The organism is Pseudomonas sp. GW821-FHT03E01 (genome assembly GCF_059420765.1).
Genome location: NZ_JBWKUI010000011.1, coordinates 38,514 through 62,077, shown reverse-complemented (window position 1 = coordinate 62,077; position 23,564 = coordinate 38,514). Strand labels below are relative to the sequence as shown.

The 23,564-nt window shown below is 59.4% G+C and carries 12 protein-coding genes; 9 read left to right on the top strand and 3 right to left on the bottom strand.

Going from position 1 to position 23,564, the window contains the following annotated elements; translation table 11 throughout:
- Positions 1–14: 14 nt before the first annotated feature.
- The gene (locus tag AC07VO_RS19080; RefSeq protein ID WP_018929920.1) at positions 15–449 is read right to left on the bottom strand and encodes a MarR family transcriptional regulator; all 435 of its coding nucleotides are present in this window, start codon (positions 447–449) and stop codon (positions 15–17) included.
- Between the two features lie 119 nt (positions 450–568).
- The gene (recQ, locus tag AC07VO_RS19075) at positions 569–2,695 is read right to left on the bottom strand and encodes a DNA helicase RecQ (RefSeq protein WP_086946379.1); all 2,127 of its coding nucleotides are present in this window, start codon (positions 2,693–2,695) and stop codon (positions 569–571) included.
- A gap of 284 nt (positions 2,696–2,979) precedes the next feature.
- Between recQ and AC07VO_RS19070 the strand changes: the two genes are divergently transcribed.
- The 8 genes from AC07VO_RS19070 to AC07VO_RS19035 all read left to right on the top strand — a co-directional run bounded on the left by AC07VO_RS19070 (position 2,980) and on the right by AC07VO_RS19035 (position 14,202).
- Positions 2,980–3,567: a UPF0149 family protein gene (locus tag AC07VO_RS19070; RefSeq protein ID WP_007938492.1), complete on the top strand. Its 588-nt coding sequence runs from the start codon at positions 2,980–2,982 to the stop codon at positions 3,565–3,567.
- Between the two features lie 10 nt (positions 3,568–3,577).
- Positions 3,578–3,973 (top strand): YbaN family protein, encoded by a 396-nt coding sequence (locus AC07VO_RS19065; protein WP_018929918.1) that lies wholly within the window; start codon positions 3,578–3,580, stop codon positions 3,971–3,973.
- Between the two features lie 253 nt (positions 3,974–4,226).
- On the top strand, positions 4,227–4,934 hold the full coding sequence (gene lapG, locus AC07VO_RS19060) for a cysteine protease LapG (protein ID WP_064619589.1): 708 nt from the start codon (positions 4,227–4,229) through the stop codon (positions 4,932–4,934).
- Positions 4,935–4,957: 23 nt separating this feature from the next.
- Positions 4,958–6,898, top strand: coding sequence for a cyclic di-GMP receptor LapD (gene lapD, locus AC07VO_RS19055; RefSeq protein ID WP_086946380.1), 1,941 nt, complete (start codon positions 4,958–4,960; stop codon positions 6,896–6,898).
- 139 nt (positions 6,899–7,037) lie between these two features.
- On the top strand, positions 7,038–10,064 hold the full coding sequence (locus AC07VO_RS19050; protein ID WP_086946381.1) for an Ig-like domain-containing protein: 3,027 nt from the start codon (positions 7,038–7,040) through the stop codon (positions 10,062–10,064).
- A gap of 432 nt (positions 10,065–10,496) precedes the next feature.
- Positions 10,497–10,865, top strand: a complete 369-nt coding sequence (locus AC07VO_RS19045) for a DUF6124 family protein (protein ID WP_086946382.1) — start codon at positions 10,497–10,499, stop codon at positions 10,863–10,865.
- A gap of 583 nt (positions 10,866–11,448) precedes the next feature.
- The gene (locus AC07VO_RS19040) at positions 11,449–13,353 is read left to right on the top strand and encodes a hypothetical protein (RefSeq protein ID WP_086946383.1); all 1,905 of its coding nucleotides are present in this window, start codon (positions 11,449–11,451) and stop codon (positions 13,351–13,353) included.
- A gap of 480 nt (positions 13,354–13,833) precedes the next feature.
- The gene (locus AC07VO_RS19035; protein ID WP_086946384.1) at positions 13,834–14,202 is read left to right on the top strand and encodes a DUF6124 family protein; all 369 of its coding nucleotides are present in this window, start codon (positions 13,834–13,836) and stop codon (positions 14,200–14,202) included.
- A gap of 246 nt (positions 14,203–14,448) precedes the next feature.
- Here the strand turns inward: AC07VO_RS19035 and AC07VO_RS19030 are convergent, their stop codons facing one another.
- On the bottom strand, positions 14,449–21,588 hold the full coding sequence (locus tag AC07VO_RS19030; RefSeq protein WP_192351584.1) for a retention module-containing protein: 7,140 nt from the start codon (positions 21,586–21,588) through the stop codon (positions 14,449–14,451).
- A gap of 591 nt (positions 21,589–22,179) precedes the next feature.
- Here AC07VO_RS19030 and AC07VO_RS19025 point away from each other — a divergent pair.
- Positions 22,180–23,538 carry a TolC family outer membrane protein gene (locus AC07VO_RS19025; RefSeq protein ID WP_019648053.1) on the top strand — a complete coding sequence of 453 codons (1,359 nt, stop codon included), beginning with the start codon at positions 22,180–22,182 and terminating at the stop codon, positions 23,536–23,538.
- Positions 23,539–23,564 lie beyond the last annotated feature (26 nt).

Here is a 23,564-nt window from a genome sequence, read left to right as displayed (position 1 = left end):
CGCGTGGTTGTGCCTCAAGATTTTTCCAGGTTGCCCAGGATGTGCGCGTGGACACGCATGCAGACCTTCAAATCCGCCTCATCAACGCCTTCGAACAATTCGTGGCGCAGTTGCGTGGCAATGGTTTCAATTTGTTCGATCAAGGGGCGGGCCGGGGCACAGAGGACGATTTTTTTCGCCCGACGGTCTTCCAGCACCGATTGGCGTTGCACCAGGCCCTGACTTTCCAGGCTATCGAGCAGTCGAGCCAGGGTAGGCCCTTCGACGCCGACGCTTTGCGCCAGTTCACGCTGGGTGGGAGCATCATCGAAACGCGCCAGGTGCAGCAGCACCAGCCAGCGCGCCTGGGACAGGCCCAGGCCAGCCAGTCGGCGGTCCAGTTCGGCACGCCAGCCCCGAGACATCTGGGCCAGTTGCATGCCAAAGCGGTGTTGATCGGTTAACGGCATAAAACACTCATGGTTAGACTGAAATAGAGAAAAACTAATTATTAGTCAGCTAAGCATGACCTTTGGCTATAGGCAAGGTTTGCTCTGTACTGAATCGTTACATCTGCGCGACAGGTCATTCAAATTTCGAATTCCGACTGCAGCGCCGCACGAACGCAATACAAAACGCCTTCCGGCACCCGTCCTGCGAACAACGCGGCGATCTCCGCCACCGGCGGCAACTCGCCTTCGCCGTCGAGGAAGGCGTCCTGAACTTCGCCCATCAACTCTTCAGGCAGGTCCAGCGCCTGTTCCAGTGACAGCTGCTGCTTGCCGATGGCCTCGGCGAGCATCGTGTAGACGTTCTTTTCCGAGCATTGCAGCTGACCGGCGATCTGCAGCGGTGTCATGCCGGCCCGGGCCAGCGTGATCAACTCGTGGCGCACATCGGCCACCACTTTCGGCGCCTCGACCTGACCGCCGAGCACTTCGAGGAAAGCCTCGCCGTAACGTTCCAGTTTGCGCGCGCCGACACCGCTGACCGTGGCCATTTCCGCCAGCGAGGTCGGCTGGCTGCGGAGCATTTCCAGCAACGTCGAATCGGGGAAGATGACATACGGCGGCACGCCATGTTCTTCGGCCAGTTTGCGGCGCAAGGCACGCAGGGCTTCCCACTGTTCGCGCTCCTCGAAGCGGACCAGTTGGCTCGCCTGGCTCTTACTGCTTTTGGCGGTGGTTTGCGGCTTGAGGTCGCGGCGCAGTTCCAGGGTCACTTCGCCCTTGAGCAGCGGCCGGCAGGTATCGCTCAGGCGCAGCCCGCCGTAGCCTTCGAGGTCGATGTCCGCCAGACCGCGAGCAACAAGTTGTCGGAACAAGGAGCGCCATTCACTTTCGCCCAGCGCTTTGCCTACGCCGTATACCGACAAATGCTGATGACCGAAACTGCGGACCTTTTCGTTGTCCTTGCCCAGCAACACGTCCACCAGATGGCCGACGCCATAACGCTGACCGGTGCGGTAGATCGCCGACAACGCCTGGCGGGCCGGCTCGGTGGCGTCCCAGGTCTGCACGCCGTCGACACAGTTGTCGCAGTGGCCGCAGGGCTCGGGCATGTCTTCGTCGAAGTACGCCAGCAGGGTCTGGCGGCGGCAGCGGGTTTCCTCACAGAGCGAGAGCATGGCGTCGAGTTTGTGCTGCTCCAGACGCTTGTGGCGTTCGTCGCCTTCGGAGTTTTGCAGCATCTGCTTGAGCATCACCACGTCTTGCAGGCCGTACGCCATCCAGGCATCCGCCGGCAGACCGTCACGACCGCCGCGACCGGTTTCCTGGTAATACGCCTCAAGGGACTTCGGCAAGTCGAGGTGAGCCACAAAACGCACGTTGGGCTTGTCGATGCCCATGCCGAACGCCACGGTGGCGACCATGATCAGGCCTTCCTCGTTGAGGAAGCGTTTTTGGTGATGCGCCCGGGTTTCGTTGGCCAGACCGGCGTGGTACGGCAGCGCCGGGAAGCCTTGCTCACTGAGGAACACCGCCACTTCGTCGACCTTTTTGCGCGACAGGCAGTAGACGATACCGGCATCGCTGCGCCGCTCGGCGAGGAACGTCAGCAACTGCTTGCGCGGCTGCTCCTTGGGCACGATGCGATAGAAAATATTCGGGCGGTCGAAACTCGACAGGAAACGCTCGGCATCCTGCAAATGCAGACGATCGACGATTTCTTCCCGGGTGCGCTTGTCGGCGGTGGCGGTCAGGGCGATGCGCGGGACGTTGGGGAACAATTCCGCCAACTGGCCCAGTTGCAGGTATTCGCGACGGAAGTCGTGGCCCCATTGGGACACGCAGTGCGCTTCGTCGATGGCGAACAGGGCGATTTCGAGGCTTTGCAGGAAGGCCAGCATCCGTGGCTGCACCAGGCGTTCGGGCGCCAGGTAGAGCATTTTCACCTCGCCGCGCTTGATCCGTGCAGCAAGATCACGCTGCTGCTCGGCGCTCAGGGTGGAGTTCAACGACGCCGCGGCGACGCCCAGCTCTTCGAGGGTGGCGACCTGATCGTCCATCAGCGCGATCAGCGGCGACACCACCACCGCCAGGCCTTCGCGCAGCAGCGCCGGCACCTGGAAGCACAAGGACTTGCCGCCCCCGGTAGGCATCAGCACCAGGGCGTCGCCGCCACTGGCCACGCGCTCAATGATTGCACCCTGACGGCCACGGAAACTGTCGTAGCCGAAGATGTCCTTGAGGACGCGTTGAGCCTGTTCGAGCATAAAAACTCCAAAAATCACCGAAACATCCCTGCAAGGCTGGTTCAGAACCACGAAAGCTGCACAAACAAATCGTAAGTGCGCATTGCATGACGCAGCATATTTCAGCCGTGACGCCAGCAGGGCATCACAAAACGCGCGAGTATACCCGAGCCCTCCCTTGCAAAGGGCGCCGCTGATAAGACGCACACAAGCCAACCGCGGGAGCAAATATGCCGCGCGGCTGGCCTGAGCGCTCAAGAAGGCCTAGAATTCCCGCATCGTATATTCCCCAAGGTAGCCCTTTAATGTCCTTCGCTGAGCAACTAACCCGCCTGCAAGTCTTCCTCGACGCCGACGAGCTGCATGACGAGGCGCTGGACTACGTGGCCGCCCACGGCTACCTCACTGCGCTGTCGATCTGCTCCGAAAGCGTTCCCGACCGTGAGTGGATCGACGCGCTGTTCGCCGAAGAGCCGCATTACGCCGACGACACCGAGCGTGAAGCGATCGAATCCACCCTGGTGCTGCTCAAGGCTCACATCGCCCGCCAACTGGCGTCCGACGAAGAGTTCGAGCTGCCATGCGACCTCGACCTGGGCGATGACCCGGACGATTCCGACCTGCGTGGCTGGTGCATCGGTTTCATGGAAGGCGTGTTCCTGCGCGAAGCCGCCTGGTTCGAAACTGCCGAAGACGAAGTCAGTGAAATGCTGCTGCCGATCATGGTCGGTTCGGGTCTGTTCGACGAACAGCCTGAGTTCTCCGACATCGCGGCCGACGCCAACCTGATGGACGACATGATCGTGCAAATCCCGGAAGCCCTGACCGCGCTGTACTTGCTGTGCAACGCGCCAGACGAAAAACCGGCGATCCTCAAGCCACGTCACCACTAAGGTTTTGCCTATGGACAACCCCATAGGCAACCGCCCCCTGATGTTGCGCTACGTGCTGCTGGCCATCGGCTGGCTGAGCGTAGCGCTGGGGGTAATCGGGATTTTCCTGCCGGTGCTGCCCACCACACCGTTCCTGCTGTTGGCGGCAGCCTGCTTCGCCCGCAGTTCGCCGCGTTTCTATCACTGGCTGGTTGAACATCCACGGCTTGGACCCTGGATTCGCGACTATCTGGACGGCAACGGCATTCCGCTCAAGGGCAAGGTCTACACCATCGGGTTGATGTGGACGAGCATCCTGTTCTCCTGCTACCTGGTGCCCCTGCCGTGGGCGCGCGGGTTCATGCTGACCAGTGCGGTGCTGGTGACGGTTTATATCCTCAAGCAGAAAACCCTGCATAAACCCTGATTCCTATCGATGGCTCGAGGCTTTTGTGGCGAGGGAGCTTGCTCCCGCTGGGTTGCGAAGCAGCCCCAAAACCTGCAACCCGCCTTCTCCTGACACACCTCATTGATCGGTTTGGCGACTGCTGCGCAGCCGAACGGGAGCAAGCTCCCTCGCCACAGGAAACAACCCGCCGACATCCTTTCGTCCGACGACCTACCCGACCGCCCCGTAAACACCGCCTAGACTTCAGACATCTGCACCCGAGCAGCCAGACATGCCCCGCAGTCCGCGTAGTCCAGGATGGTCAACGCTCCGACTTCGGTTCGGCGGATGGCTGCTGCTGGCGAGTTTTCTACTGGCCGGGTTGGGCAGTGCCTGGGCCGACTGGGATTTTGCGCAGGTTCTGCAAACGGCCGAAAAACGCTACGGCCCCCTTGGCGAGGCACAGGGACGGATCGAGGCCTGGAGCCAAATGCTGCAAAGCGAACGCAACCAGCCTGAGCGCGAACAACTGAACGCGGTCAATCACTTCTTCAATCAGCGACTGAGTTTTCAGGATGACACGCGCATCTGGCATCAGACCGATTACTGGGCCACGCCCGTGGAGTCCTTGATCAAAGCCGCAGGCGACTGCGAAGACTTCGCCCTGGCGAAATACTTCAGCCTGCGTCACCTCGGGATTCCCAGCGAAAAACTACGCATCACCTACGTCAAGGCCCTGACCCAGAACCAGGCGCACATGGTGTTGACCTTCTACAGCAGCCCCACGGCCGATCCGCTGGTGCTGGACAACCTGATCGACGAGATCCGCCCCGCCTCCCAACGCAAAGACTTGCTGCCGGTGTACGCCTTCAACGCCGAAGGCCTGTACTTGCCGGGAGCCAATGGTGGTAAACGCAGCAGCGACTCGAAAAAACTGTCGCGCTGGCAAGACGTATTGAAAAAGATGCAAATCGAAGGGTTCGCCGTGGGCGAAGGCTAGCCGCCACTGCAAGGAGTGTTTTCATGTCACTGCGCAAACAGTTGTTCCTCGCCATTTGCCTGTTCTTGCTGGTGGCCTTCAGCGGCAGTTTTTTTGTCAGCCTGGAAAGCTCCCGTGAACAGATGCTCAGTCAGTTGCGCTCCCACGCCCAGGACGCCGCCACGGCGCTGGGCCTGTCGTTGACCGCGCAGATCGACGACCCGGCGATGATCGAATTGATGGTCAGCTCGATTTTCGACAGTGGCTATTTCAGCAGCATCCGGGTCATCAGCATCGAGAATGAACAAGTGCTGGTGGAGCGCAGCGTACCAGCGCAAATCGAGGGTGTACCCGGCTGGTTCGTCAGTCTGGTGAACCTGCGCCCACAAGGTGGCGATGCACTGGTCACGCGTGGCTGGGACCAGGCAGCCCGGGTCGAAGTGCTGAGCAACCCGCAGTTCGCCCTGGCCAAACTCTGGGACAGCTCCCTCGGCAGCCTGATCTGGCTGCTGATTTGCGGATTACTCAGCGCCGTGTTCGGAGGCTGGCTATTACGCCGGCAATTGCGCCCGCTCGACAACATGGTCAAACAGGCGGAAGCCATCAGTAAACGCGAGTTCCGCAGCTTGCCAAAATTGCCGCGCACGCCGGAGCTCAAACGCGTGGTGCTGGCCATGAACCAGATGGTCGAAAAACTCAAAGCGCTGTTCGCCGAAGAGGCCGCGCGCAGCGAAAAACTGCGCTCCGAATCCTATCAGGACAACCTTACGGGCCTGGCCAACCGGCGCTTGCTGGATGAACAACTGGCCGACCAATTACTGGATTCCGAGCAAAGCCGCGACGGTCATTTGCTGATGCTGCGGATCAACGACCTGATCGGCCTCAATCAACGCCTGGGTGGCCAGCGCACCGATGCCCTGATCAGCGCCGTCGGCGAGTTGCTCAAGCGCCTGACGCAACCTGCAGAACGTCGTACCTGGCTCGCGGCGCGCAATCGCGGTGGCGAATTCAGCTTGCTGACGCCGGGTCTGGACAGTAGGGGGGCCGCGCGCCTGGCCTCCGAAATCAGCGCCACCCTGGAAAACCTGCGCCTGACCGGCGCCAGCGACTGCATGCCCGTGGCGCACCTGGGCATCGTCGCCTACCACCCGGGCGAACCGGCAAATGATGTGCTGCTGCGCCTCGACCAAGCGCTGACCCAGGCCCGGCAACATCCCGAGCGGCCATGGATATACCAGGCCCAGGTCGATACTGCGCCGAATCATTCTCAGCATGATTGGCGCAACTGGATCGACGATGCGCTGACCGAAGGCAAGATGCAGTTGTATTTCCAACCGGTGGTGCAATGCGCCGACACCAGTCAGGTGCTGCACCACAAAGTCCTCGCGCGCTTGCTCGACCCGCAGGGCGAGGCCGTTGCCGCCGGGCATTTCCTGCCGTGGATCGAACGCCTCGGCTGGTCGGCGCGGTTCGATCTGGCGATGCTCGAAACCACCCTCGAATACCTCGCCGCCAACCGCTGGCCGCTCGCGCTGAGCCTGTCCGGCAGCACCCTGCGCGACCAGACCCAGCTGAAACTGATCTGCGACATACTCGAATCATTGCCGGAACTGGCGCCTCTGCTGACCCTGGAAATCGACGAACGCCAACTGCCGCCCCCCAAAGAACTGCAACACCTGAGCCACAGCCTGCTCAACACCGGTTACCGCATCGGTTTGCAGCATTTCGGCGGCAGCTTCAGCCAGATCGGCAACCTGACGCAGCTGGGGTTGGCGTACTTGAAAATCGATGGGGCGTACATTCGGGGTATCGATCAGCAGAGTGACAAGCGGTTGTTTATCGATGCGATATACCGGGCGACCAACAGCATTGATCTGCCGTTGATTGCGGAAATGGTCGAGACCAAAGGGGAACTGGAGGTGATCCGGGAGTTGGGGCTATTTGGGGTGATGGGGCGGTTGATCGGGCCACCGGAGCCGATGTGAGCGGTATGACCACTCGTCTAAAACCTGTGCGCACCTGTCAGATCTGACAGTAGGCAAACACTCACGCCGATTATCTAATCCTTCCGTATCGGTGCCGCCCAATCGGGCAGCCGGGCGCCTCTATGGAAGGTATGCATTCATGAACAGCCCCCTGACAAACGCTGACCTCGCCTCCAATGGACAAGTCGTTGTATTCCCGCCCGATCGCGGCATCGGCGTGCTGGCCGTAGACCCGCCCTACCCGCCGGGCTACAAACCGCAGAGCGACGGTGCGTTGGGGATCAACATCAACATGGTGCACGGCGACCGAGACGGTTTACTGGTTTACATCCTGGCCTATCTGAACATGGCCATCGGCGACTACATCACGGTTTACATCGAAACAAAAAACGCTCCCGTCGCTGAATTTTCCGTCACCGAAGCCCACTTCGATGCCGAAGGCAACGCGAAAAACATTCCTTTCTATATTTCCGCCACAGACATGGAAGCCAGGTTTGCACCGCTGCTATCGGAGAACAAGCAATTCTGGTTCGAAGTTGAGCGTGTGAGCGGAAACGACACCGAACAATCGCCACCTGTGCCGCTGTTTTATAAATACCCGGCGCCGGGTGAACCGGACACAGACGGCGGTAAACCCTTCAACCAGGGCCTCAAGCTGCCCGTCGCTTCGGAATCCGTCATTGATAAAACCGTGGTCGATGAAGGCATGTTCGTGACCGTGCTGGCGTATTACAACCAGCAAATCGGTGATGTGGTCGTCCTTGCCTTTGGAACGCTGCTCCTCGAGTCCACCGTCACTGCGTTGGGTGACGTGGTCTTTGAATTGACACCTGAAATGCTCGCCAGTTTGCCGCCTGGCAATACGGTGATCGTGCGCTGGGAAGTGTTCGATGTCGTGAAGAATTCGAGCGGCTGGTCGGATTCGCTGATCCTGGTTTTCAAGCCAGGGATAGTGCTGCTGACCGCACCGATTTTTGAACAGGCCGATCCCGACGATGTGGTTCATCACGATTGGCTCGTGGGCGGTACCCTGCGGATACTGGTCACCGGTGTGTTTGCAAAAGATGAACTGCTCGAACTGACATTTGAAGGGATCACGAATGGTGGCGACCTGGCCACCCACACCTTCAGCAGGACGCTGACTGCCGCGACCAGAACCGTGGTCTTCGAGGTTCCCAATGAGTGGGTTCGCAACCTGATCCGAGGCTCGGCGCAGGCGTTCTATCAAGTGGTCAGAACAGGCAACCCTCAACCATCGAAACACGCGGGTATCACCATCACCGGTACGTCCCTGCCATTGGGCCTGCCGATGGTCGAGCCGCTGGAGAGCAACGATACCCTGCCAGCGGATACGACCTTGGCGAAGGTGGAGTTCGCCACGTATTGGCCCATGAAAGCGGGCGCGAAGGCCGAATTATGTTGGCAAACCATTGACTCGGACGGTATTGCGATCCTGTTTATTTTCCAACTGATCGTCACCGACCCGACGCTGCCGCTCATCTTCCAGGTGCCAACCAAATACATAGCCCCTTACGCCGGTGCCCCATTGACGCTGCAATGCAAAATCACCAACCCGGGTAAAGTCGAGGTGGTTTCCGATCTGCTGGGTTTAAAGATTGGGGATGAGAAAGACATCGTCCTCGAGCTGCCGTTTCTGGTAGGAGTCCCCCAGCCGATTCACCCCTTGGACGGGGAGCGGACGATAAGGGCCGAATTCCTCGCGGCGATAAAGGAAGACCGGGCGAGACTGATACACATCAAGGCGCCAAACGACTCGCCACTGTTCTCGCTTATTCCTTTGAACCAAAACAAACGCGCCAACTGGGTGCTCGACCCTCGGTTTCTTGTTGCCAACCAGGGAAAGACGATACAACTGCGCTGGAACTTGAGGCGCAACGGGAAAAAAGCCGCTTCATCCCCGGCTGTGGAAATTGTGATCGCCCCGATCGCCCCCGAAGACAGTCGGCTTCCGACGCCCCGGATCAGCGGAGTATCCGGGATTGTGGAAGTAAAAAAACTGACGGCTGCCAATGAACTGGTAGTGGATGAGTGGCCGGGGCAACGTTCAGGACAACCTCAATACCTGATGTTTGAAGGAACCAACACCCAAGGTGAAGTGGTTCGGCATGAAGCCCTTAAAGGCGAACTGACGGGTACCGAGAGGGGCCTGAGACTGGCATTGCCGCTCGACTGGCTTCGCAATCTGAAAGATGAAACCACCTTACACATCTTCTTCCAGGTGAATGTGAACCGAGAGCCTGACAGGGAAACGGCCGTAGCATTTCCCGGGCAAGCGTATATCGTCGATTCGCTGATTGAACTACAGCCGCATATCGATGCGCTGAAAGACCCGCAGGGTCGTGATATTCCACAAGGCGACACTACGATTGCCACCACTATCACCGTACACGGGCATGCAAGCATCCAGGAGCAAGTCGAGATTCTGGTGAATGGCGTGGTGGAGGCGACGGTAACGACAGACGCTAACGGCGATTTTTCGGAGCCCGTGAAGGTTGCCAAGTATGACGCGCTGAACACAATCCGGTTACGAGCGAAGTACGGCGATAACCTGACATCACACGAACGATCTTTCACCCTGCGCCGACCGCTGCAAGTTAACCAAACCACTATGAACCTGCACGGACTCAGGATTGAGATGGGGTGGCAGAAAGTGGGGCCTGATTTCCCGGGCAATACCGAAAATCGTCCCGCATCCTATGGAGTCCCCCCGATCCGCTACACCTCCAGCAATCCGGCTCAGGTCTCGGTCGATGCAAATGGAAAGGTCACCGGTCTTCGTAACGGCGGCGCGTACATCACCGCACAGGATCGATTCAGCACCCTTACCTACTATGTGGACGTGAAGAACGTTTTTGTCGCGGCATCCGCTGGAGTGGCCATGACGTTGACCAATTCTGTCAACTGGATGATCTCTGTTCCGGGCTCCATGCCACTGTCTGATCTGTGGTCACTTATAGTGCTGGTCTATGGACCTTCACACACCTGGATTCTGGGCAATTCAGTTAACTGGATGCTCGACTCCAGAGGGTGCCCCCCGGGCTATTCGCTCATCTACCAACATGGCAATGGCAACGGTCCCGGAATAGTTCCCGGGAATGCGCCCCCGCATGTGGTCTGGAACCCGTGGTGCGCCAGACCTTATTGAGAGAGAAACGAGGAAAAGGGGACATTTGTTCATCTGCCCTGCCTCTACTCCAACACCTGAGTGAGAAATAAACAGCGATGCTTAAAAGACATCTCCAGACACTCACTCAGGCTACACATCCTTGCGCCGTTGCCTACGACTGCGCCAGAATCCGCCGGCTTGTGCGCTTTGGGGGCGGGTTCTATCGTTTCGCGGTCGCTGACGAATCATTGATCGGGTTTCGCAGCCCGGGTCAATCAAGGCGCACTGCGCCACCGTTCCCTTTCAGTTGGCGCTTCTTTTCGTCAACTGGATTGCGTTATGGCGGCTGTGCGCGGGAGATCTTCGGGTCTGCCGGGTTCCTTGATTCCCGGTCTGCGAACCTGCGTACAGCTGCCACCTCCCTCGTTTCGCAGCGAGCAGTGACAGCTCCATTAATCAAGGAGCTTCAACATGTTCAAAATCACACCCAACCCACCCGAAACCGACGACGTTTCCCCCTACGAAACCCCGGACTCCAAAAAACTCAACGAAGCCGCCGAGCGCGCCCTCGATTACTACCTCAAACCGTCCGCCCCCAAGCCCCCACGCAAGCCGAGCACGATTTACACCGTTGCCCCGGACATCGACATCGAAGAGCTACTGGCCAATGCCTGCGAGTCCTTTGCCTCGGCCAAGGTGATCGCCAGTGACTGTGCCGGTTTTCTGGAGGGGCCGCAGAGCAATACGATATTGGGCGTCGCGCAGCTCATCATGTTTGGTGAACTGGCGGTGAGTCGGGCGCTGGACAGTCTGGAACTGAAGGCTGACCCGGCCCTGTAACCTGAGGTCAAACGCTGCCCCCTGTGGCGAGGGAGCTTGCTCCCGCTCGGCTGCGCAGCAGTCGTAAACCCTGTACATGCGGTCTACCTGATGCAATTGGGTCGAATGGTTTTGGGGCCGCTTCGCAGCCCAGCGGGAGCAAGCTCCCTCGCCACAAAAGCCCTTCAGGCTGCAAGTTTTATGGTGGTCTTTCGGGCCTCTTCGCAAGCAAACTCGTTCCCACAGTCGCTCCGGGTTGTTCGCCTGTTTTGTGTTCACTGAAGATCGAATGTGTGAGAGCGAGCCTGCTCGCGAAAACGATCTCACCGGCAAAAAAAACCGCCATTCCTTCAACAGGGATGGCAGGTTTTGTCGTTTCAGCTCACGCATGCCGTTGATGATGGTCGCTGTATCGTGGCCCCCCACAACCACCCGCCCGTAAACGGTTGGTCAGGCAGCCGATGCCGATGTAACTGATATGACCGTTCGTCTTAAATCCACATATACCTGTCAGATCTGATAGTAGCCAATCTGTTTTCCCTGCGGTGTGATGAGTACTCGTCCCGAGTGGACTTGAAACTTGTCGCCTCCCCCGGAGAATTTGATGGATATCCAGTCCGCCGAGCTAACGAAGCTGTTTACGCTGTTTCCCATAATCATCCCGGGCTGGGTATCCCCGATAAGACCCGCCGGCATCGCTGACGGCGGTATTCCCAAAGCCCTTTATGACGGCCAGGCCCAAGGCCTTGAATGCCTGGTTGATTACTGGGAGGAGTTGCAGCTGCGCTCCTGGATCATGGCGGTCGATGATCGCGTGGATTTGTATTGCAACGGCAATCTCGTCCCAGGAGCAGGCCAGACCGTCAAACCCGGAGAGGAACAACTGCGCCAGCGTCTGTACCTGCCGCACGGGTACCTGATCCAGGGCGTCAATCGGTTGCATTACGTGGTCACCCGTGTCAGCGGGAACAGTGAACCCTCTCGGGATCTGCTGGTGCTGTACCACCTGCGGTCTGCGGACAACCTGAATCTGCTGATCCCGGCCGACGTGCTCAAGGACGGCGTCAGCGCCGCACGGGCAGCGCAAGGGGTGGAGTTCGGGTTCACCTATGCCAATCGGCGCAACTATGACCGCATCGAATTTCTGTTGGGCGACACCCAGGACCGGTTCGACGTCCCCGACGGCACGGCGCCGATCACCCATACACTGTTCACCGACATGTTCCAGAAGGCGGGCGACAACCCGAGTGCTGTGGTCGAGTTCTATGTCGTCGACCAGTTGGGCAACCGGGTCAAATCCCCGGAGAGGCGCCTGGACATACATCTCGGCCGTCTCGATCTGAACCCACCAACTTTGGTAGCCCCGGCGAAAAGCCCCATTGATGTGTTGACTCACTCAAATGGAGCAACGGTTCGAATTGAATTCCTGACAGCGGGGTTGAATGATCGAGCGCGTCTAATGATCAAGAATCCGATCGCAGGCGACAAAACGTTTCCTGCGCAGCTATTCAATCAAAACAAAAGGGCAAACTTCAGATTAACTTTCGAGCTTCTATTGGAGTGGATGGGGCGCGATGTCGAATTGTATTGGGAGTTGATTCGCGATGGGAAGCCGGTAGGGACATCGTCGCCGTTGGCACTGACGATTGAACGGATCGTCGACGGTGATGTTCGTTTGGGAGCTCCCATCATCGATCAGGCTGATAGTGCGCGGACCTTGGATATCAATGAATTCGACGGTGATGCCACCATCACTAAAATTCCATGGCCGCTTAAGGGTGGAAATTATCTTATCGACGTAAGGGTCATCGGAATCGGAAGCAATGGAGCATCCCTTGTTATTCCCGTAGTGACAGGAGGTTCCTTGACACCTGCGGAAGAGATTAACGGATTCACCAGAACACTGTCACGTGCGCAACTGTTATTGCTACAGGATGGTTCAACCCTCCATATAGAAGTCAAAGCCAACTTCAAGGGGCAAAAGCCCATAACGATTATCTTCCCGCGCTCTTTAATCTATACAGCCAAGAACATCCAGCCTATTTTGTCGGAAAATTTCGATAGCCACTACTCACGCTTTATATCACTTGGCCAGACCATATCACTGCCTAGCATGACCATTCGCTTTCTCGGAGGAAATGGCATTATGGGTATAAACTCAATAAACACCATTCTCACTGGCCCTTACCCTCCCGTGCATAACCAAAGCGCTGCACAAGTTCTAGAGATGCATACAAACGCCAGTGGCACGAGCCAATACATGCAACTCGAGTTCAACTGGGGCTACTCCTCTGTCGAGTTTTACTACAGATTCGTCCAAAGCAACGGAATACTGGTTAATTTCTTAAGAAAAGACAAAACAAGACTATCTTATCAGTACCTTGCCAATAGTCCCGGCCCCCACCGTGTATTCTTCTCTACTTCAGACAATGACATTTGGTATGTAGAGATCATTACAAGCGTCTGGGATTTAATTACCTTTGATCACTTCACCATGGGTCGCAAATAAATATCCGAAACTCGCGACCACTGGTGCGAACAATATAAACAGAGGACGAAAAAATGAGCGACTCGGAGAAAGGGCACGCCATTATTTATCAGCCCTGCCTCTCCTAAGCCTGAATGAGAAATAAACAACGATGTTTAAAAAACATCTCCAGACACTCACTCAGGCTACACATCCTTGCGTCGTTGCCTACGACTGCGCCAGAATCCGCCGGCTTGTGCGCCTAAGGGTCGGGTTCTATTGTTTCCCGGTCGCTGACAAATCAGCGATCGGGTTTAGCGACCCGAACCTTTGTAGGCGCAACAGCGCTCCAAACTCTCTTGCAGATTGTTCATGTCTGCGATTGATGTCATGGCGGCTGTGCGCGGGAGACCTTCGGGTCTGCCGGGCGCCTACACCCGGTTCGCTAACCTGCGTGCAGCCGCCACCCTTACCTGTTTAGCGACAGGTCTTGGTGGCTCCATTTCCTGTAGGAGTTTCACCATGTTCAAAATCACACCCAACCCACCCGAAACCGACGACGTTTCCCCCTACGAAACCCCGGACTCCAAAAAACTCAACGAAGCCGCCGAGCGCGCCCTCGATTACTACCTCAAACCGTCCGACCCCAAGCCCCCACGCAAGCCGAGCACGATTTACACCGTTGCCCCGGACATCAACATCGAAGAGCTACTGGCCAATGCCTGCGAGTCCTTTGCCTCGGCCAAGGTGATCGCCAGTGACTGCGCCGGGTTTCTGGAGGGGCCGCAGCGCAATACGATACTGGGCGTCGCGCAGCTCATCATGTTTGGTGAACTGGCGGTGAGTCGGGCGCTGGACAGTCTGGAACTGAAGGCTGACCCTGCCCTATGACCTGATCCCTGTGGCGAGGGGGCTTGCCCCCGTTGGGCTGCGAAGCGGCCCCCAAAACCTGCAATCACTGTCTGTCTGGCAAACTGCATGTACAGGTTTTACGACTGCTGCGCAGCCGAACGGGGGCAAGCCCCCTCGCCACATGAGGTGTATCCGGGCACAGGGCCGGTAGATAAATCCGCAACCAACAAAAAACCCGCCATCCCCTTTCACCGGGAATGGCGGGTTTTGTCGTTTCGTTTCAGATCACACGGTATCCACCTTCAACGAATGGTCGTTCAACATGCCGTTGATAATGGTCGCGGTATCGTGACCGCCGGCAATCACACCATTCGCTCCGGGGGTGACGCCGTAGTGACTGGCCAGGTTCACACCGGCCAGGTCGATGGTCTGGCTCGGCGTGGCGCCGGCCATGGCGCTGATGTCGATGCTGGTGACCAGGGTCGCGCCGCTGCCGGTGACTTTGAAGTGCAGGTAGTCATCCAGCGATGCCGCAGTGCCGTTCTCGCCTTGCAGCAGTTGCGACAGGTCGAGTTTGTCGGTGCCCGGGGTGAAGTCGGTGATGACGTCGTGGCCGCTGTTGCCTTTAAGCCACTGGAAGGTGTCGGCGCCGCTGCCGCCGGTGAGGGTGTTGTCGCCCAGGCCGCCGATCAGGAAGTCGTCGCCGCCTCCGCCGTTGAGCACATCGTTACCCAGACCGCCGTTGATGATGTTGCCGTTGTTGTCGCCCGTGAGGCTGTCGTTGAAGTTCGAGCCCGTGAGGTTTTCGATGCCGGTCAGGGTGTCGGTGCCTGCGCCAACGGTGTTTTGCGCGGTGAGCAGGCTGAGGTCGACAGTCACGCCGGCGGTGGCATGGGCGTAGTTCACGGTGTCGTTACCGGTGCCGCCGTCGAGCCAATCGTTGCCCGGCCCGCTGAACAGCAGATCGTTGCCGGCGCCGCCATGCATCTCGTTATTGCCTGAGCCTGCGGTGAGCACATCGTTGCCGTCACCCGCATTGATAATGTTGTTGCCGGTGCCCGCGATCAACACGTCATCGCCCGAGGTGCCGGTCAGTGTATGGCCGGCCTGATAGGTGATGTCGACTGCCGCACTGTCGCTGCCGCCGTGGTTGTCGCTCGCGGTGTAGGTGCCGTGGAAGTCTGGCGTGGAGTCTTGGGCTCCGGCGTAGTTGACGGTCATGGTCAGTTGATAGTTTTCCGCCCCCTTCCCGCTGTTGCCAGGTCCCCCGTCGTCGATGTTGGTGATGTGGATCTGGTACGTGCCGTCCGCCGTGGCGGTGATGGTCTGGCCATCGGCGAGAGCCATGTAAGCGCCGCCATTGACCGAGTACTCCATGGTGATGTGGCCGGCCGCCAGGTTGTGGTCCAGGTTGAGGGTCTCGCCCTGTTTGAGGTTGACGGTGATGCGGTCCTCATCGTTGGTATTGTTGGTGCTGACCGCCCCCAAGGCCCCGCTGACCACCAGCATGGCGGTCATGGCGGCAGCGTTGGCGACGAATGCACTGCGGGCGATGGTCACGGCCTGGACGTTATTGCCGGTGAAACTGAAGCTCGAGTTGGTGCCGGTAAAGTCCGCTCCCTTGGCCGTCCAACCCGTGTTGAAGGTAGTCGGCGATGCCGTGAGCGCATCACCGTTGGGGTCGGTGTCGTTGGCCAATAGCAGCTCGCCCGGCACCACGATACTGCCCGACAGCACGTTGGTGATGATGTGATCATCGACTGCCACCGGTGGCGAATTCGGAATCACGTTGACTGTCAGGGTCGAACTGGTGAGGTCGCCGTCGTTGTCGCTGGCGGTGAAGCCGATGTTTTCGGTGATCTGCACGGCCGTGGTTTTCTGCGAGGTGTAGGTGTACTCGCCGGTGTCGAGGTTCACCAGCAGCGTGCCGCTGTTGTTGGTGGCGATGCTCAGGGTGTTGTCGACGGTGTTGAAGGTGCCGTGGTTGGCGCCGCCGCTGAAGTTCAGCGAACCCTGATTGCTGTTGGCTTTCGGGTCGTAGGTATAGGTGGTGCCGTCGACCGTGAGGGTTTTGATGAAACCGCCATCGGCGCCAAATGTACCGCCCTCGCCCAGCAACGAACCGGTGACCGGCGCACCTTGCACGGTGCCCGAAAGTACCGAGTTGAGTTGGTTGAGGTCGGTCACCACCACAGCGTTGGTGTCGGTGCGCGTGCTGCCGTCATAGGCCACCGGATCGAGGCTGGCGTTATTGACGCCGCTGCCCAGGCCGATGGCGTAGTTCTTGATGCCATTGGCGTCGAGGAAGGCTTTGAGCGCGATCTCGTCCGCAGTGCCGATGTCGCCTTCGTTGGGTTTGCCATCGGAGAAGAAGTAGCCGACGTTCTGCGCCCCGATGAGTTTGCCCGAGGTGTCGAATGCGGTTTCCATGGTTGCCACGGCCGCGTCGTAGTTGGTGCCGCCACCTGCCGTCAGCGTAGCGATGATCGACTTGGCCGTCGCCACATCGACCCAGATCGACGTCTGGTCGGTGGCGCTGCTGCTGAAGGTGACGATCTGTACCTTCACGTCACCCAGATTGTCGTACTTGTCGAGCAGCGCGCTGATCGCCTGCTTGGCCAGGTCCAGCCGCGACAGGCCCGATACGCCGGAGGGGTCGTCCATGCTCCCGGATACATCGATCACCAGCATCAGGTTGGAGTCGATCTGCACCGCCGGCACCGAACGGTCCGAGGCGACGGCGTGAGGCACGTCATCGACGATGCTGACCACAAGGGTGCCGGTGGTGCTGTTGCCGATGGCATCGGTGGCTTGGTAGGTGAAGCTTTCGTTCAGGGTGTTCGCGCCGTCGTTGGCGTTGGGCGAAGTTTTCGGCGCCGAGGTCAAAGTGTACGTGTAGGAACCGTCGGGATTGAGCAGGATCTGCCCGTAGGTGCCGGTGGCGCTGCCGACCAGGGTGTAGGTGATCGCACCCGTGGCGCCAGAGACCGAGCCTGCCAACGTACCTGAGCCGGTTTCACCGGTGTTGCCGGGCTCGCTGCCGGTGACGCTGCCCGCCGCCAGGTCCTGGCCGTCCTTGGTCAGATCCAACGCTTTTTCGTAGACGGTCACATCGGTATCGGTGGCGGCTACGAGGCAGTTGTTGGAGACGTCAACAGTGATCGTGGCGGTGCTTTCATCGCCGTCGGCATCGCGCACGGTGTAGGTGAAGGTGTCCGTGGCGCCCGCTTCGCCGACCGAATTCGGGTTGCTGTGGTACACCGCATTGCCGCTGGCATCCAGGATCAGGTAGCCGTAAGCGCCGTTGATTTGCGTGTTCAAGTCACCGATGGCCGAGGTCGAGGTGTCGCTGCCGGCACGCACGCCGACCACTGCCCCACCCAAGGCCGGGCCATCAGCGCCGAGCACATCGTTGTCCAGCACATTGCCGCTGACCGTGCCGCCCTCCACCACCGAAACCGAATCGCAATGGGCCGTCGGCACGTCATCGACGATGTTGATCACGATGGTACTGGTGACGCTGTTGCCCACAGAGTCGGTGGCCTGGTAGGTGAAGCTCTCGCTCAGGGTGTTCGGTCCGTCGTTGGCGTGCGGCGTGGTGGTGGGTGCCGAGGTCAGGGTGTAGGTGTAGGAGCCGTCCGGGTTGAGCAGGATTTGCCCATAGGTGCCGGTGGCGCTGCCGACCAGAGCGTAAGTGATTGCACCAGTGCCGCCCGTGATTGAACCGACCAACGTGCCCGAGGCAGTTTCACCGGTGTTGTCAGGCTCGCTGCCGATGACGGTGCCCGCCGCCAGGTCCTGGCCGTCCTTGGTCAGATCCAACGCCTTTTCGTAAACGGTCACGTCGTTATCGGGGGCCACCACGAGGGAACAGTTGGAGATGTCGATGGTGATGGTCGTGGTGCTTTCATCGCCGTCGCCATCGCGCACGGTGTAGGTGAACACGTCCGTGGCGCCCGGTTCACCGACCGAGTTCGGATTGCTGTGGTACACGGCGTTGCCGTTGGCATCCAGGGTGAGATAGCCGTAAGTGCCGGTAATGTGCGTGTTCAAGCCACCGATGGCCGAAGTCGAGGTATCGCCGCCGGCGCGCACGCCAACCACCGCGCCACCCAAGGCCGGGCCGTCAGCACCGAGCACATCATTGCCCAACACATTGCCGCTGACCGTGCCGCCTTCCGCCACTGAGACGACATCGGCATGAGCGGTTGGCACGTCATCGACGATGTTGATCACGATGCTGCCGGTGACGCTGTTGCCCAGAGAATCGGTGGCCTGATAGGTGAAGCTTTCGCTCAGGGTGTTCGCACCGTCGTTGGCGTGAGGGGTGGTCGTGGGGGGCGAGGTCAGGGTGTAGGTGTAGCTGCCGTCCGGGTTGAGCAGGATTTGCCCGTAGGTTCCGTTGGCGCTGCCGACCAGGCTGTACGTAATGGTGTCGCTGGTGCCGGTGACTGAACCCACCAGCGTGCCCGAGGCGGTTTCGCCGGTGTTGCCAGGCTCGCTGCCGACGACCGTGCCCGCCGCCAGGTCCTGCCCGTCCTTGGTCAGGTCCAGCGCTTTTTCATTAACCGTCACATCGGTGTCGGTGGCAGCCACGAGGGTGCAGTTGGCCACGTCGATGGTAATGGTGGTGGTGCTTTCATCACCGTCGGCATCGCGCACGGTGTAAGTGAACACGTCGGTCGCACCAGGGCCGTTCACGGCATTTGGATTGCTGTGATAGACCGCATCGCCGTTGGCATCCAGGGTCAGGTAGCCATAGGTGCCGTTGATTTGACTGTTCAAGCCACCGATGGCTGAAGTCGAGGTGTCGCTGCCGGCGCGTACGCCGACCACCGCGCCACCGAGTGCCGGCCCGTCGGCGCCGCCGATGTCGTTGCCCAGCACGTTGCCCGAGACCGTCGCGCCCTCGGCCACTGAGGCGTGGTCCGGGTTGGCGGTGGGCAAGTCATCGACGATGTTGACGTTGATCTGGCCCAACGCCGTGCTGCCGTCGACGTCAGTGGCGACGACGTTGAGGTTCTCGGTGATGCTGTTGGTGCCGTTGGCGTTCGGGTGGGTTTCGTTATCCACCAGGGTATAGCTGTAGCTGACCACGCCGGTCGCGCTGTCGTAACCGGTGACGGTCAGCGTGCTGCCAAGCGGAGTGACGATCGACTGCGGGAAGCCTGCGGCCACGCCACCGGTGACCACCGCGATGCCGCCCACCGTCAGGGTTTGCAAACCGTCGAGCGCGGTGACGGTGAAGGTGCCGCTCTGGGTCAGCGCCGGTGTGTTGGGGCTGCTGCCGTCGCTGAGGTTTTTTTCGTAGACGGTCAGTTCGCCGCCGTTGACGTTCAGGCCATCGAGCGTCACCAGGTCGTCGTTGTTATGGATGTTCAGCACCAGCGTCGCGGTGCTGGTATCGCCATCGGAATCGGTAAGGGTGTAGACGAAATTTTCGGTGCCGTTGCCACCGCCGTGCAGGGCTTTGAAATCGGCGTCGCTGGTGTTCAGGGTGTAGGTGTACGTGCCGTTGGCATTGAGTACCAAGGTACCGAACGTCCCGGTGAAAGTGCCGCCGATGATCGGCCCGCTGTCGGGGCCGGTGGCAATGCGGTCGGCGCCCTGGACGTCATTGGGCAGCACGCTGCCGGTCAGGGTCAGCAGGGTTTCCGATGCCGTATTGGCGTTGCTGTCGTCCACGGCATGAGGCAGGTCATCGACGATGTTCACATCAAGACTGCCAGTCGCGGTGGTGCCGTTGTCGTCCACCACGGTGACCGCAAACTGCTCGGAGAGACTGTTGGCGCCGTTGGCATTCGGATGCATTTCGTTGTCGACGAGGGTGTAGCTGTAGCTGACCACGCCGGTCGCGCTGTCGTAGCCGCTAATGGTCAGCGTACTGCCCAGCGGCGTGACGATTGATTGCGGGAAACCCGCCGATACACCGCCAACCACCACATTGATTCCGCCGACGCTGAGGGTTTGCACGCCATCCAGCGCAGTAATGGTGAATGTGCCGCTCTGGGTCAGCGCCGATGCATCAGGGCTGCTGCCGTCGCTGAGGTTTTTTTCGTAGACGGTCAGTTCGCCGCCGTTGACGTTCAGGCCATCGAGCGTCACCAGGTCGTCGTTGTTATGGATGTTCAGCACCAGCGTCGCGGTGCTGGTATCGCCATCGGAATCGGTAAGGGTGTAGACGAAATTTTCGGTGCCGTTGCCACCGCCGTGCAAGGCTTTGAAATCGGCATCGTTGGTGTTCAGGGTGTAGGTGTAGGTGCCGTTGGCATTGAGTACCAAGGTACCGAACGTCCCGGTGAAAGTGCCGCCGATGATCGGCCCGCTGTCGGGGCCGGTGGCAATGCGGTCGGCGCCCTGGACGTCGTTGGGCAGCACGCTGCCGGTCAGGGTCAGCAGGGTTTCCGACGCGGTATGGGCGTTGCTGTCGTCGATGGCCTTGGGCACATCGTCGGTGATATTGACGTCCAGCGAACCGGTGGCGGTATCGCCGTTGCTGTCGTTCGCAACCACAGTGAATTGTTCACTGAGATTGTTGGTGCCGTCACCGGCGGAATGGGTTTCGTTGCCGACCAGGGTGTAGCTGTAACTGACCACGCCGGTGGCCGGGTTGTAGCCGGTGATCGTCAGGGTGTTGCCCAGTTGAGTGGTGATCGACTGCGGAAAACCGATGGGCACCCCGCCACTGATCACGCTGATCCCGCCGATGCTCAGGCTGCTCAGCCCGTCGGGCGCAGACACTGTGAACGTACTGTGCTGGGTCAGTGCCCCCGGGTTGCTGGCCGACCCGTCCGCCAGGTTGGCTTCATTGAGGGTCAGTTCACCGCCCGCCACCGACAGGCCGGTGAGGATGACCGGGTGATTCGGCACGTTCGCGGCAAACGGCGTAACGATGCCTTTATCGCCGTTGTCCGGCGCAGCGTCCCGGCGTTCCAGGGGGAATTCGGGAATACCGTTGAAGCCGGCGGTGGGGAAACCAATCGTGGGATCGACCCGCCCGCCCACTTCCTCCAACAGCACAAAACTGTGGCCACCACCCAGCGCACCACCGGGCGCGCCCGTTGCGCCCGGTCCGGCGGCGGTGGCCTCAGCGGTCTGGGTCGGGTCGGCACCGGCGGCAATGGCTTTTTGCAGTTGCTCGACATCGGTCAGTTGCGCCTGGCTCGGCGTTACCGCATCAGTGGTCTCCACATGCGGCACCTGGTGCGCCAGTAACTGGGCATTCATTTGCAGGCTGCTGTCACGCCCCAGCGTCAGCTCCTGGCCATTTTGCATATGCACCGCCACCGCCCCTTCAGCCCCGGTGACCAGCTGCTCGCCGGCAAACAGCCGATCGCCCTCGATCAGTGCCCGTCGAGTGCCATCACCCGCCACTGCATACACCTGACCGATGACCTTACTGACGATACCGATGAGCGTTGCCATGTGCATTCCTCCGCTGCCAACTGCTGTCGGCATCCTGTTTGCGCGAAGAAACGTGCTCATGGTTCAAGCAGGTTGCCCGAGACCCGCGTGCCGGAAAGCGTTTACCTGAAGTAAACCGCTGCCTCCCGACACTCTCGCCAGGCGTGTCGCTCGCGAGGGGGGTGTCTTGGGATCGGGATAAAACCCTCTGCAATCAATGGCATCGGGACCCACTTCCAAAACGACCGGCCTGCAAACGCATGCGTAACGGTTCTGAATCACTCGAGTGACAAAAAAATGTCGCCTCTAAACCGTCTCGCTCTCCTCCCCTCCAGCACTTCTTCGCCCTGTGTCGAAAAGTGAATGGAACTTTCCAAAACCCTGTTGATGTTCCAGAAAGCCAATAAAACAAAGGCTTTCGCATTGAACAATGTGCTGGATTTTTCAGGCCGCATAAGTTTTTTTTGGCATAGCCCTTATGAAAAATTTTTCTTAGCTACGCTTCAGGATGTTCTTAGCTCTGTTGTTACAGGCATGAAACGGTTTCATCTAAAAATATCGTCAAAAAAATGGCGACCGCTAAGCACCATCAGGAATCAGGGAGATGCACCCATGCGCGTTTTAACCCCCCTTTGCAGTGCGATTCTGCTGGCCATGGCCTGCGCTTCTCAGGCTCAGGCGATGTCATTGACCGAGGCGATCCAGAGCACCATTGCGACCCACCCGGAACTGGCGTCTCGGGTCGATGCCCGGCTCTCGGCCGACGAGCAGATTAAAGTCGCTAAAGGGGGCTTTTATCCATCGGTGGATTTGAACGCCGCCTATGGTCGCGGCTACAGCGATAACACCACCACCCGGTCGCGAGGCAATCACAACACCGAAATCCTCACCTACACCCAGTCGGAACTGCGCCTGCGGCAAATGCTGTTTGATGGTTTCAACACCGCCAACGAGGTCGCGCGCACCAAAGGCGTGTCCAACTCGCGGGCCTATTACGCTCAAGGCACCGCCCAGGACCTGGCCCTGCGCACCATCGAGGTGTACCTCGAAGTGCTCAAGCGCCGCGAACTGGTGACCCTGGCCAAGAACAATCTACAAGCGCACATGCGGGTCAACGATCAGATCGGCCTGCGTACCCAGCGTGGGATCGGCAGCAACGCCGACGCCGACCAGTCCACCGCTCGCCGGGCACTGGCGCAAAACAACCTCGACACCGCCGAAGTCGATCTGGCCGATGCCGAAGCGAATTTCTACAGCGTCGTGGGGCGCATGCCCGATGAACTCGAAGCGCCGCCGTCGACCCGCGGCGAACTGCCCGCCACCCTGCCCGAAGCCCAGCAGAGCATGGTGGAAAACAACCCGTACCTGAAATCCGCCCAGGCTGATGTGCAATCGGCCGAGAGCCAGTACGAAGTCGCCAAGTCGCCGTTCTACCCACGCTTCGACGCCGAAGCAGCGGTGGGCGCCAATAACAATGTGCAGGGCGATCAAGGCCACGACAACGAATGGCGAGTGGGCGTGGTGATGAACTACAACCTGTTCCGTGGCGGCAGCGACAAGGCCCGGTTGGCCTCCGATGCGCATCAGATCAACCAGGCGATGGACATCCGCAACAACGCATTGCGCCAGCTCAACGAGAACATCCACCTGGCCTGGAACGCCATGCAAAACGCCAAGAAACAAACCCCGACCGCCCGTGAATACGCCGAAACCACCACCCGAGTACGGGCGGCGTATCAGGATCAGTTCGGTCTCGGCCAACGGACTCTGCTCGACTTGCTCGACAGTGAAAACGAGCTCTACAACGCCAACCGCCGCTACACCGAAGTGCGCTACACCGAGGAGTTCTCGATGTACCGCGTGCTGGCGAACATGGGCCAGTTGTTGAGCAAGCAACGGGTGGTGCTGCCCGCCGATGCGATCGCCGCCACCGAAGTGAAAAACGAAGCGCGCTTGCCTGAACTCAAATGAAGTAACGCCGTGTAGGAGCGATCAAT

Excerpts from the sequence above, each read along its gene's own strand:
- AC07VO_RS19050 (WP_086946381.1), top strand. The coding sequence starts at position 7,038 with ATGAACAGCCCCCTGACAAACGCTGACCTCGCCTCCAATGGACAAGTC.
- lapD (WP_086946380.1), top strand. The coding sequence starts at position 4,958 with ATGTCACTGCGCAAACAGTTGTTCCTCGCCATTTGCCTGTTCTTGCTG.
- recQ (WP_086946379.1), bottom strand. The coding sequence starts at position 2,695 with ATGCTCGAACAGGCTCAACGCGTCCTCAAGGACATCTTCGGCTACGAC.
- AC07VO_RS19065 (WP_018929918.1), top strand. The coding sequence starts at position 3,578 with ATGGACAACCCCATAGGCAACCGCCCCCTGATGTTGCGCTACGTGCTG.
- AC07VO_RS19045 (WP_086946382.1), top strand. The coding sequence starts at position 10,497 with ATGTTCAAAATCACACCCAACCCACCCGAAACCGACGACGTTTCCCCC.
- AC07VO_RS19035 (WP_086946384.1), top strand. The coding sequence starts at position 13,834 with ATGTTCAAAATCACACCCAACCCACCCGAAACCGACGACGTTTCCCCC.
- AC07VO_RS19070 (WP_007938492.1), top strand. The coding sequence starts at position 2,980 with ATGTCCTTCGCTGAGCAACTAACCCGCCTGCAAGTCTTCCTCGACGCC.
- AC07VO_RS19030 (WP_192351584.1), bottom strand. The coding sequence starts at position 21,588 with ATGGCAACGCTCATCGGTATCGTCAGTAAGGTCATCGGTCAGGTGTAT.
- AC07VO_RS19040 (WP_086946383.1), top strand. The coding sequence starts at position 11,449 with ATGGATATCCAGTCCGCCGAGCTAACGAAGCTGTTTACGCTGTTTCCC.
- AC07VO_RS19025 (WP_019648053.1), top strand. The coding sequence starts at position 22,180 with ATGCGCGTTTTAACCCCCCTTTGCAGTGCGATTCTGCTGGCCATGGCC.
- lapG (WP_064619589.1), top strand. The coding sequence starts at position 4,227 with ATGCCCCGCAGTCCGCGTAGTCCAGGATGGTCAACGCTCCGACTTCGG.
- AC07VO_RS19080 (WP_018929920.1), bottom strand. The coding sequence starts at position 449 with ATGCCGTTAACCGATCAACACCGCTTTGGCATGCAACTGGCCCAGATG.